The 11,123-nt window shown below is 69.3% G+C and carries 10 protein-coding genes; 8 read left to right on the top strand and 2 right to left on the bottom strand.

Features of this window, described 5'->3' with window-relative positions; translation table 11 throughout:
• Window positions 1–236 precede the first annotated feature (236 nt).
• The 7 genes from AC07EQ_RS37540 (at window position 237) to AC07EQ_RS37510 (ending at window position 9,146) form a co-directional block, all read left to right on the top strand.
• Complete coding sequence (locus AC07EQ_RS37540) at window positions 237–2,009, top strand: lytic transglycosylase domain-containing protein (RefSeq protein ID WP_478392566.1); 1,773 nt, start codon at window positions 237–239, stop codon at window positions 2,007–2,009.
• 378 nt (window positions 2,010–2,387) lie between these two features.
• Window positions 2,388–3,341: a Ppx/GppA phosphatase family protein gene (locus tag AC07EQ_RS37535; protein ID WP_478392565.1), complete on the top strand. Its 954-nt coding sequence runs from the start codon at window positions 2,388–2,390 to the stop codon at window positions 3,339–3,341.
• Window positions 3,342–3,546: 205 nt separating this feature from the next.
• Window positions 3,547–5,175, top strand: a complete 1,629-nt coding sequence (locus AC07EQ_RS37530; RefSeq protein WP_478392564.1) for a peptide ABC transporter substrate-binding protein — start codon at window positions 3,547–3,549, stop codon at window positions 5,173–5,175.
• A 76-nt stretch (window positions 5,176–5,251) separates the two neighbouring features.
• Window positions 5,252–6,178 (top strand): ABC transporter permease, encoded by a 927-nt coding sequence (locus tag AC07EQ_RS37525; protein ID WP_478392563.1) that lies wholly within the window; start codon window positions 5,252–5,254, stop codon window positions 6,176–6,178.
• Window positions 6,171–7,130, top strand: coding sequence for an ABC transporter permease (locus AC07EQ_RS37520; protein ID WP_478392562.1), 960 nt, complete (start codon window positions 6,171–6,173; stop codon window positions 7,128–7,130). The genes AC07EQ_RS37525 and AC07EQ_RS37520 overlap by 8 nt, the downstream gene beginning before the upstream one ends.
• A gap of 11 nt (window positions 7,131–7,141) precedes the next feature.
• The gene (locus tag AC07EQ_RS37515; protein ID WP_478392561.1) at window positions 7,142–8,152 is read left to right on the top strand and encodes an ABC transporter ATP-binding protein; all 1,011 of its coding nucleotides are present in this window, start codon (window positions 7,142–7,144) and stop codon (window positions 8,150–8,152) included.
• Window positions 8,145–9,146 carry an ABC transporter ATP-binding protein gene (locus AC07EQ_RS37510; protein ID WP_478392560.1) on the top strand — a complete coding sequence of 334 codons (1,002 nt, stop codon included), beginning with the start codon at window positions 8,145–8,147 and terminating at the stop codon, window positions 9,144–9,146. Before AC07EQ_RS37515 ends, AC07EQ_RS37510 begins: the two co-directional genes overlap by 8 nt.
• A 124-nt stretch (window positions 9,147–9,270) precedes the next feature.
• Here the strand turns inward: AC07EQ_RS37510 and AC07EQ_RS37505 are convergent, their stop codons facing one another.
• Window positions 9,271–9,843: a TetR/AcrR family transcriptional regulator gene (locus AC07EQ_RS37505; protein ID WP_478392559.1), complete on the bottom strand. Its 573-nt coding sequence runs from the start codon at window positions 9,841–9,843 to the stop codon at window positions 9,271–9,273.
• A gap of 99 nt (window positions 9,844–9,942) precedes the next feature.
• Between AC07EQ_RS37505 and AC07EQ_RS37500 the strand changes: the two genes are divergently transcribed.
• Window positions 9,943–10,824, top strand: a complete 882-nt coding sequence (locus AC07EQ_RS37500) for an NmrA/HSCARG family protein (protein ID WP_478392558.1) — start codon at window positions 9,943–9,945, stop codon at window positions 10,822–10,824.
• Window positions 10,825–10,882: 58 nt separating this feature from the next.
• Here the strand turns inward: AC07EQ_RS37500 and AC07EQ_RS37495 are convergent, their stop codons facing one another.
• Window positions 10,883–11,122, bottom strand: a complete 240-nt coding sequence (locus tag AC07EQ_RS37495; protein ID WP_132488644.1) for a helix-turn-helix transcriptional regulator — start codon at window positions 11,120–11,122, stop codon at window positions 10,883–10,885.
• Between the last annotated feature and the right edge of the window lies 1 nt (window position 11,123).

The raw sequence follows: 11,123 nt of genomic DNA, 5'->3' as shown, positions 1-11,123 counted from the left end.
TCAAAACCGGCACCCTCTACGACGAGACCACCGCCTGGGCCCATCACGTCAACTCGGCTGCGGCTTGACATTCAAGCTCCTGGGATGTCTTTCCGCCCGCACGGAGCAATGGGGCCGGTTGGCCGGAGCCGTCGCCAGTCGTACGGGTGATGTGCCCGCCCGCCATCCGGCGTTCCTCGAACCGGTGGTGTATCCAGGGACCCGTCTCGGTTTTTCCGGTGATGTTCGGTCTGGGGATGGAGCTAGTGACGGCTCGCAACAAACGCCACGGCAAGCACGAGTGGAAGTCGGTGCCGCGGCTCGGCGCCGCAGCGCGGCGGAGGGCGCGGAGGTGGGTCGCGCTGACGGCCCTGGCTCCCGTGCTGCTGGTGCCGACCACGTTGATGGCGGCGTCGAGTTCGTTCCTGGCCGAGCCGCGACATCCGGCCCTGGGGGATCCGGACTCGCGCGAACTGGGCGTCAGCGGGAACCTCCCGCAGGCCCCGCTGCTCAGCCCCGAGGTGCTGGAGCGGGCGGCCGATCCGCAGCGGCTCGCCGCCGAGGCGGAACAGCAGGTGGAGCTGCCGACCGGGTCGCTGGGCATCCCGGAGCCGATGCTGGCCGCGTACGCCAAGGCCGCGCGGCAGGTGGAGCGCAGCTGTGGCCTGCACTGGTCCGTGCTCGCGTCGATCGGCCGGATCGAGTCGGGCCACGCGCGTTCCGGCAGCGTCGACGTGCTCGGCACGACGGTCCGGGCGGTCCTCGGCCCACGGCTGTCCGGCGGGCCGGGCATCGCGGCGATCCCGGACACCGACGCGGGCCGCTACGACGGCGACCCGGTGTGGGACCGGGCGGTCGGGCCGATGCAGTTCATCCCGTCGACGTGGAACAAGTTCGCCGTCGACGGCAACGACGACGGCGTCGCCAGCCCGCACAACATCCACGACTCGACCCTCGCGGCGGCGCGCTATCTGTGCAGCGGCGGTGACCTGCGCGAACCGCAGAGTCTCGCGGCGGCGGTGTTCCGCTACAACCACTCCGACAGCTACGTGCGGACGGTGCTGATCTGGGCGGCGGCGTACGCGAAGGGCGTGACGCCGACGCCGTCGGAGCTGGCACCGGAGGTCGGCGACGTGCTCGACGGCGAGCGCCTGCCGGACGGCCCCCAGGTGCTGGCGATGGCTCCGGCGGCCCCGGCGCCCGCGCAAGCACCGGCCCCGGCGTCCGCACCGCCTGCCGCGCCCGCGCCGACCGGCCCGCCGCCGCCCGCGCCGGAACCCCGTCCCGCGGAGCCGCAGATCAGCATCACGCCGCCAGAGATCGCGCGGCCGTCCGCGCCGGACCTCGACCCACCGGTCGCGACCCCGCCGAACTCGACGCAACCAGGCCACCTGCCCGCGCCCCAACCGGCACCGCCGGGCTCGACGCAGCCGGGCCCGCCGCCGAGCGGGACGCAACCCGGTCCGCCGTCGAGCGCGACGCAACCCGGTCCGCCGCCGAGCTCGCCACCGCCCGGTCCGCCGTCGAGCGGGACGCAGCCGGGCTCGCCGCCGAGCGCGACGCAACCTGGGCCGCCGCCGGGTGCGACGCAGCCGGGCCCGCCGTCGAGCGGGACGCAGCCGGGCCCGCCGTCGAGCGCGACGCAACCTGGGCCGCCGCCGGGTGCGACGCAGCCCGGCCCGCCGTCGAGCGGAACGCAACCGGGCCCGCCGCCCGACTCGTCCCAGCCCGGCCCGCCGCCTCCGGCCACGCCGCCTGACGCCCCGCAGGACCCGCCGCCTCCGGCGGAGCAGCCCGCGGCTCCGCCGCCGGAACCGACGAGCCCGCCCTCGTCGACGCCGGACGAGGCGCCGAAGGCTTGCGATCCGACGGCTCTCGCCAACGGCGAGTTCGCCATGTCGCCGGGCGCGGTCCCCGGCGCGAGCGATCCGCACAGCGCGGTGCCGGGCCAGACCGTCTACGTCGATCAGGGAACGGCGGGTCAGCTCGAACCCTGCCTCGTCCCGGACGGCTTCGCCCCGCCTCAGTAGCGCTCAGCAGACCAGGGAGACGAGATCGAGGCAGCTCGTTCGGGCAGCGGCGCATCCTCGCGCGCCGGTCTGAAGTGAACGGCCTGTGCGTTCCGGTAGGTGAAGTGAAGGGGCCGTTCACTTCATCCACCCGACGCCGGTTGGGCGCTGCTGGTGTGAAGTGAACGGTCCGTTCGCTCCGATAGGTGAAGTGAACAGGCCGTTCGCTTGTTCCGCCCCATGGCACGGGCCGTGCCTCGTCGCCGCCTCGAGAAGGCTCCGCACGGGCCTGGGGGCTAGTGGTCACCGCATGTCGGGGTCGTCCGGGGCGCTCGGGGTGGCCGGTAGCGTTAGCTGTGGGTACGCGGTGGGCGGCCCCGGCGAGCGAGGAGGACGCGGATGTCACGGGTGGCGGCTATCGACTGCGGGACCAATTCGATCCGCCTGCTGGTGGCAGACGTGACCGTGCATGACGATGGCCGGCGCGACCTGCGCGACATCTACCGCGCGATGAAGATCGTCCGGCTCGGGCAGGGCGTGGACGCCACCGGGCGGCTCGCCGACGAGGCGCTGGAGCGCACTCGCGCGGCGCTGGTCGAGTACGCCGCGATCGCCGTGCGCAAGGGCGTCGAGCGGATCCGCATGGTCGCCACCTCGGCCACCCGGGACGCGTCCAACCGCGAGGACTTCTTCGCCATGGTGCGGGAAACGCTCGGCGTCGACGCCGAGGTGATCACCGGCGACGAGGAGGCGCGGCTGTCGTTCACCGGCGCGGTCGGCGACCTCGACCCGGAGGACGGGCCGTTCGTGGTGACCGACATCGGCGGTGGCTCCACCGAGCTGGTCGTGGGCACCTGGGACGGCGTGCGCGCGGACATCACCGCGGCGCATTCCGCCGACGTCGGCTGCGTGCGGCTGACCGAGCGTTGCCTGCACAGCGATCCGCCCACCGACGAGGAGGTGCGGGAGGCCGAGAAGGCGACCCGGCAGATCCTCGACGACGCTTTCGCCGCCGTGGACTGCTCGGGGGCGCGAACCTGGGTCGGGGTGGCCGGCACGGTCACCACTTTGTCCGCCATCGCGCAGGAACTGCCCGAATACGATCCGGTGGCAATTCATCTTTCCCATGTTTCCCAGAAAAGAGTCGAACAAATCACCGAGAACCTGCTCGGGATGTCGCACGACGAGCGTGCCGCGATCGGCGCCATGCATCCGGGGCGGGTGGACGTGATCGGCGGAGGTGCGCTGGTCGTGAAGGTGTTGGCGGAGGAATTGGCGGAGCGCGCGGGCATTTCCGCCATGACTGTCAGTGAGCATGACATTCTCGACGGAATAGCCCTGTCTATCAGCTAGTTCCCGGGATGTGGACACCACTTTCCATCTTTTGGGTGAAGAATCGACTGTACCGATTCAGAAAGTGACGGCTTTGTGACAGGGCATTGCCGTGAACGGGTTCTCACTTATGTTTACGCTCGTCTGACGCGGCGGTGAATGATCCGCCGCGCGTGATGACCCCGGAAATCACTGCTGGGGCACGCGTGGAAGCGGGAGGACCTACATGCGAAAGGGACGTTTGGCCGCAATGGTCGCGGCCCCGCTGGCGGTGGCGATGCTCGCCACCGCTTGCGGTGGTGGCGGCAGCGGCTCCGGAGAGGACGGCATCATCACCCTCGACTGGGGTGAGCCGGAGAATCCTCTGGTCCCGGCGAACACCACCGAAGAGAACGGTGGCTTCATCGTCAACGCCATGTTCACCGGCCTGGTCAACTACCGGGCCAGTGATCTGAAGGTGGAGAACGCGGTCGCGGAGTCGATCGAGTCCGCCGACCACCAGAACTACACGATCAAGCTGAAGCCGGGCTGGACGTTCCACGACGGGACCCCGGTCAAGGCCAAGAACTTCGTGGACGCCTGGAACTACAACGCATACGGTCCGAACGGCCTCCAGGGCGCGAGCTTCTTCGAGCAGATCGACGGCTACGACCAGATGCAGTCCGAGGATCCGGATGGCGAGGACGGCCCGCAGCAGGCCCCGGCGCCGGCGGCCAAGGAGCTGTCCGGTCTCAAGGTGGTCGACGACAACACCTTCACGGTCAAGCTGAAGCAGCCGTTCACGATCTTCCCGGTCGTGCTGGGCTACTCCTCTTACATGCCGCTGCCGGACTCGTTCTTCAAGGACCCGAAGGCCTTCGAGGCCCACCCGATCGGCAACGGGCCGTTCAAGTTCGAGTCCCGCATTCCGAACCAGGAGCTCAACCTCGTCGCGTACGAGAACTACGTGGGCACGGACAAGCCGACCATCAAGGGCGCCAAGTTCAAGGTCTACGAGCAGCTCGACGGCGCCTACCAGGACCTGGTCTCGGGCAACCTGGACTTCCTGCGGGCCATCCCGGTCTCCGCGCTGGTCGGCGACAAGTGGAAGCAGGACCTCGGCGAGCGCGCGAAGCAGAAGCCGGGCCTGCTGACCCAGACGATGGGCTTCCCGATCTACGACGAGAAGTTCAAGAACCCCTTGCTGCGCAAGGCGATCTCGATGTCGGTCGACCGCAAGACGATCACCCAGCAGGTGTTCGCCGGCGGTCGTGACCCGATGGACGGCTGGGCCACCCCGGCCGTCGAGGGCTACCGCCCGAACCAGTGCGGTGAGGCCTGCGAGTTCAACCCGGAGAAGGCCAAGCAGTACCTGCAGCAGGCGGGTGGCTTCCAGGGCGTGCTGACCGTCGAGACCAACGGCGACGGCGGCCACAACGAGTGGTCGCAGGCCGTGGCCGCGAGCATCAAGCAGAACCTCGGCATCGAGACCCAGTTCGTCCCGGTCCCGACGTTCGGCGAGTTCCGGCAGAAGGCCAACGCGTTCCAGTTCTCCGGCCTGTTCCGGACCGGTTGGAAGGCCGACTACCCGAACATCGAGACCTTCCTGACCCAGCTGTACCGCACGAACGCGTCGTCCAACGACTACAAGTACAGCAACCCGGCGTTCGACGCGGCGCTCGACAAGGCGAACGCGGCCCCCACCGTCGAGGCGGCCACCGCCGCCTACGCCGATGCGGAGAAGCTGCTGGCCGAGGACCTGCCGCTGATCCCGCTGTGGTCGCAGCCGGTGCAGTACGGCTTCTCGGAGCGGATCGCTGAAGGTGAGGTCAAGGCTTACCGTGAGCTTGACCTGACCACGGTGCGCCTGAAGTAGTAAGAACCGAGCCGGAGCCCGGCCCGCCGTGATCCGGCGGGCCGGGCCCTGCATTGGCTGTGATTAGGAGGCCCGAATGGGTCGCTACGTGTTGCGGCGCCTGCTGCAACTCATCCCGGTGTTCATCGGGACAACTCTGATCATCTACTTGCTCGTCTGGGCGATTCCGGGTGACCCGTTCGCGGGAAAGTGCGGCGACCGCGGTTGTCCGCCCGCCTACATCGCCGAGATGCACGAGAAGTACAACCTGGACGACCCGCTGGTCATCCAGTACTTCAAATACCTGGGGAAGCTCCTCACCGGTGACTTCGGGGAGACCTACGCGGGCGTGGAGATCAGCACGCTGATCCAGAACGCCTACCCGACCACCATCAAGCTCGCCCTCGTCGCGCTGATCATCGAGGGTGTCATCGGCCTGGCGGCCGGCATCCTGACCGGCCTGCGCGGCCGCGGCTTCCTGGACAACCTGGTCCTGGTGTCCACCCTGTTCCTGATCTCGCTGCCGGTGTTCGTCACCGGTTTCGTGCTGCAGATCACCCTGGGCAGCGAACTCGGCATCATCAAGCCGACGGTCAGCTCGAATCCGTCCATCGGTGAGCTGATCGTGCCCGGCTTCGTGCTCGGCTCGCTGTCCATGGCCTACGTGGCGCGGCTGACCAGGACCAGCATGATGGAGAACCGCCACGCGGACTTCGTCCGGACCGCGACCGCCAAGGGCCTGGAGCCCAGGCGCGTGGTCGGCGTGCACCTGCTGCGGAACTCGCTGATCCCGGTGATCACCTTCCTGGGCACCGACCTCGGCACGCTGATGGGTGGCGCGATCGTCACCGAGGGCGTGTTCAACATCCGCGGTATCGGCGGCCTGGTCTTCAAGTCGATCCTGACCAAGGAAGGCGCCACGGTGACCGGGATCGTCACCCTGCTGGTGCTGGTTTACCTGCTGATGAACCTGCTCGTGGACATCCTCTACGCGGTTCTCGACCCGAGGATCCGATATGACTGACCAAAGCGCTTCCAGTCTGGTCACCGGCCCGGCCGTCGGGCCGGACGAACCGGTGCCCACCGCCGGCGGCGGCAAGAACGAGAAGCCCCGCGGCCTCTGGGGCGACGCGTGGCTGGACCTGCGGCGCCGCCCGCTGTTCATCGCGGCGTCGTTGATCATCCTGGTGCTGCTGTTCATCGCCGCGTTCCCGAGCGTGTTCACCTCGGCCGACCCGTCCTTCCAGGATCTCTCCAAGGTGCGGCAGACCCCGTCCGCGGAGGCCTGGTTCGGCTACGACAACCTCGGCCGGGACATCTTCGCCCGGGCCGTCTACGGCACCCGGGCGTCGATCGCGGTGGGTCTGCTGGCCACGCTGCTGACCGTGGTGCTCGGCGGCACCGTCGGCATCGTCGCCGGCTACTTCGGCGGCTGGGTGGACAACCTGCTGTCCCGGTTCTCCGAGATCTTCCTGGGCCTGCCGTTCGTGCTGGGCGCGATCGTCATCCTGACCACCTTCAACGCCGAGGTGGTCATCCCCAGCTCCACGCGGATCATCGCCCAGGTGGTGCTGACGATCGCCGTGCTGTCGTGGCCGATCTCGATGCGCATCATGCGGTCGGCGGCGATCTCGGCGAAGCAGCAGGACTACGTGAAGGCGGCTCGGGCGCTCGGCGCCAGCGCGCCGCGGATCATCATGCGGCACATGCTGCCGAACTGCCTCGCTCCGGTCCTGGTGTACTCCACGATCGCGCTGGGCGGCTTCATCGGTGCCGAGGCGACGCTGTCGTTCCTGGGCATCGGGTTGCGCGACCCGGTCGTGTCGTGGGGCGTGATGATCGCCGAGTCGCGGAACTACATCCAGGCGGCGCCGCACCTGCTGTTCTTCCCGGCCGGGTTCCTGGTCGTCACGGTGCTGGCGTTCGTGATGCTCGGTGACGCCGTGCGCGACGCGCTCGACCCGAAGCAGAAGTAGGAGAAACCGCTTTGTCTACTGTGGACAACAAGGCCCCGGCGGAGCGGCTGCTGGAGGTCGAGGACCTGCACGTGGAGTTCCGCACCCGGGACGGCGTCGCCAAGGTCCTCAACGGCGTCAGCTACCACGTCGACGCCGGTGAAACCCTTGCGGTGCTGGGCGAATCCGGCTCGGGCAAGAGCGTCACCGCGCAGACCATCATGGGCATCCTGGACATCCCGCCGGGTGCGATCACCGGCGGCTCGATCAAGTACCAGGGCGAGGACCTGCTCGCCGCGTCGGACCGCCGCCGGCGGGAGCTGCGCGGCGAGTCGATGGCGATGATCTTCCAGGACGCGCTGTCCGCGCTGAACCCGGTCTACACCGTCGGGTTCCAGATCGCCGAGCAGCTGCGGACCCGCCGCGGCATGTCCCGCAAGGACGCCATGGCCAGGGCCGTCGAGCTGCTGGACCAGGTGAAGATCCCGAACGCGAAGCAGCGCGTGAAGGAGTACCCGCACCAGTTCTCCGGCGGCATGCGGCAGCGCGCGATGATCGCGATGTCGCTGGCGCTGGACCCGGACCTGCTCATCGCCGACGAGCCGACCACGGCGCTGGACGTCACGGTGCAGGCCCAGATCATGGACCTGCTCGACGAGCTGCGCCGGGACCGCGGCATGGGCCTCATCCTGATCACCCACGACCTGGGCGTGGTCGCCGAGGTCGCGGACCGGATCGTGGTGATGTACGCGGGCCGGATCGTGGAGAGCGCGGACGCGTACTCGCTCTACAAGCAGCCGGGCCACCCGTACACCGAGGGCCTGATGCGGTCGATCCCGCGCCTGGACCTCAAGGGGCAGGAGCTGGAGACCATCAAGGGGCTGCCGCCGAACCTGCTCGCGGTGCCCCCGGGCTGCCCGTTCCACCCGCGCTGCGCGCGCGCCGAGGCACGCTGCAGCCAGGAGGTCCCGACCTACCACCAGCTGGGCCTGGGGCGGGCCAGCGCCTGCCACTTCGCCGAGGAGTTGATTACCCGTGGCTGAGCCGATCCTCCAGGTGCGGGACCTGGTCAAGCACTTCCCGGTGACCCAGGGCGTGCTGTTCAAGCGCACGATCGGCCACGTGCGTGCCGTCGACGGCGTGTCGTTCGACCTCAACCGCGGCGAAACCCTCGGCGTGGTGGGCGAGTCCGGCTGCGGCAAGTCGACCCTGGCACAGGTGCTGATGCGGCTGGAGAAGCCGACCAGCGGCAGCGCGCTGTTCGAGGGCCGTGACATGTTCAAGATGCACGGCGCCGAGCTGCGCAAGCTGCGGCGCGATCTGCAGATCGTGCTGCAGGACCCGTACACCTCGCTGAACCCCCGGCGCACCGTCGGCGACATCATCGGGGAGCCGTTCGAGATCCACCCCGAGGTGGCGCCGAAGGGCGAGCGGCGGCGGAAGGTGCAGGAGCTGCTGGAGGTGGTCGGGCTCAACCCGGAGCACATCCAGCGCTACCCGCACCAGTTCTCCGGTGGTCAGCGGCAGCGCATCGGCATCGCGCGGGCGCTGGCGCTGCGGCCGAAGGTGATCATCTGCGACGAGCCGGTGTCGGCGCTGGACGTGTCGATCCAGGCGCAGGTGATGAACCTGCTCGGTGACCTGCAGCAGGAGTTCGGGCTGTCGTACGTGTTCATCGCCCACGACCTCGGCGTGGTCCGCCACCTGTCGGACCGCGTGGCGGTGATGTACCTGGGCAAGGTCGTGGAGATCGGCTCCGACGAGCAGATCTACGAGCACCCGCAGCACCCGTACACGCAGGCGCTGCTGTCGTCGGTGCCGGTGCCGGACCCGACGCTGCGCGGCAAGCGCGAGGTGATCCGCCTGACCGGCGACGTGCCGAGCCCGGCGAACCCGCCCTCGGGCTGTCGCTTCCGCACCCGCTGCTGGAAGGCGCAGGACATCTGCGCGGAGCAGGTCCCGGAGCTGGAGGTCCGCCTGGACAGCCACCCGTCGGCCTGCCACTTCGCGGAGGAACGCCCCCGCGTGGTGTCCTGACGGGAGAGTTTCGAGGCGGAGGGCGCCTTCGAACCGCCGGCTCGGGGGCGCCTTTCGCTTGTCCGAACGGGGGGCGTGAGCGGTTTGGATCGCTATGGCGCTCCAAAGTGCTCACGGGCCGGGGTCAGCCGGCCGGGCGGAGGCCTGCGTAGAGGACCGCCAGTTCGCTGGCCGGGCGTTGTTCGGCGACCGCTCGGCGGTACATGTTCAGGCCCCCCACGATCAGCGATCGCAGCTCCGCCGTCGTCAGGTCCGCGCGTACCGCGCTCGCCTGCTGCGCGCGATCCAGGAGGGTGCCGATGGCGTCGTTGAAGTCGGTTTCCAGGCAGGCCGTTTTCGGTGGCTGCCCGGTCGATTCCAGCGCGTCGCAGATGTCCTTGTTCAGCGCGGCGTGCTCGATGACGCGCTGGAAGTAGTCGAAGAACGCGCGGCCGGGATCGCCGGACTCGGCCTGGTCGCGGGCTTCGTCGACCATCGCCCGGATCCGCTCCGCCACGACGGCCTCGAAAAGCGCTTCCTTGGTGGGGAAGTGGCGGTAGACGGTGCCGGGGCCGACGCCGGCGCGGCGGGCGATGTCGTCCAGCGGGACGGCCAGCCCTTCGGCGGCGAACAGCTCCTGGGCCGCGGCGAGGACCCGTTCGCGGTTGCGCTGGGCGTCCGCGCGCAGCCGTTTTCCGGGGGCGTTCTCGGTCGTCACGGGTCGAGCCTACCGCTTTCGTGGACAACCGGGGCGTGCGTTCCGTATCGTCTGAACCGGGGCGCACGTTCCGGTTGTGCCATCGATGCGGAGGCCGAAGTGTCCAAACCAGAAGGAATCGTGCTCGTCGTCGGAGCCACCGGTCAGCAGGGCGGCGCCACGGCCACCCGCCTGCTCGCCCGCGGCTGGCGCGTTCGAGCACTCACCCGCAACGCCACGGGAGCCGCCGCGCGGCGGCTGGCCGAGGCCGGCGCGGAGCTGGTCCAAGGCGACATGGACGACAAGGAAGCGCTCGATGCCGCGATGCGGGGCGTGCACGGCGTTTTCAGCGTCCAGCCGACCTTCATCACGCCCGAGCTGTCCCCGGGCATCAGCCACGAGGACGAACGCCGCTGGGGCAAGAACGTCGCGGACGTCGCGAAGGGCGCCGGCGTGCAGCACCTCGTCTACGCCTCGGCGGTCAACGCGGATCGGCGTACCGGCGTCGTCACGCTGGAGAACAAGAGGGAGATCGAGGAGCACATACGCGCGCTGGGCATCCCGGCCACGATGCTGCGGCCGGTGTCGTTCATGGAGAACTACGTGGCGATGGTGCCCGGCCAGGCCGCCGCGGGTGACGAGCTGGTGAGCGCGGTCCGGGCCGACGTGTCGCAGCCGCTGATCGCGCTCGACGACATCGGCGAGTTCGCCGCGCTGGCCTTCGAGAATCCCGGCGACTACATCGGCCGGGCGGTGGAGATCGCCGGGGATTCGCTGACACCGCCAGAGATCGCGGACGCGCTGTCCCGCGCGACCGGTCGGCGGCTCCGCCACGTCGAGCTGCCGCTGGAGCCGCTGCGCGAGCAGAACCCCGACCTCCACCGCGCCTACACGGCGATCAACGAGCTCGACATGACGGTGGACATCCCGGCCCTGCGCCGCCGCCACCCGGGCCTGATGACCTTCGAAACCTGGCTGGCGAAGCGATTCCCGGCCAGCTGATCCCCGGCCGTGAGTCTTTTGGGTTGCCATAGCAGCCCAAAAGACTCACGGCCGGCATTCAGGCGGAGCGTTCTCCCGTGCCGATGCGGGGGAAGGGGTGGATGGAGAACACCACTTCGACCGGCACCTCGAAGTGCTCCGCGATGCGCAACGCCAGGTGCAGGCTCGGGCTGTACTCGCCGCGCTCCAGGTAGCCGATGGTCTGGTAGTGCACGCCGAGTGCTTCGGAGAGCTGCCGGCGGCTGATCCCGCGTTCGGCCCGCAGCATCGCGATGCGGTTGTAGATCGTCTCGCTCATG

The sequence above is a fragment of the Saccharopolyspora sp. NPDC045839 genome (genome assembly GCF_056431645.1).
Note: the sequence above shows the minus strand (reverse complement) of the source record. Positions and strands in the feature narration are given on the sequence as shown.

What these genes read in the sequence shown, in the direction of transcription:
- AC07EQ_RS37530 (WP_478392564.1), top strand. Translation starts at nt 3,547, where the DNA reads ATGCGAAAGGGACGTTTGGCCGCAATGGTCGCGGCCCCGCTGGCGGTG.
- AC07EQ_RS37520 (WP_478392562.1), top strand. Translation starts at nt 6,171, where the DNA reads ATGACTGACCAAAGCGCTTCCAGTCTGGTCACCGGCCCGGCCGTCGGG.
- AC07EQ_RS37495 (WP_132488644.1), bottom strand. Translation starts at nt 11,122, where the DNA reads ATGAGCGAGACGATCTACAACCGCATCGCGATGCTGCGGGCCGAACGC.
- AC07EQ_RS37540 (WP_478392566.1), top strand. Translation starts at nt 237, where the DNA reads ATGGAGCTAGTGACGGCTCGCAACAAACGCCACGGCAAGCACGAGTGG.
- AC07EQ_RS37525 (WP_478392563.1), top strand. Translation starts at nt 5,252, where the DNA reads ATGGGTCGCTACGTGTTGCGGCGCCTGCTGCAACTCATCCCGGTGTTC.
- AC07EQ_RS37535 (WP_478392565.1), top strand. Translation starts at nt 2,388, where the DNA reads ATGTCACGGGTGGCGGCTATCGACTGCGGGACCAATTCGATCCGCCTG.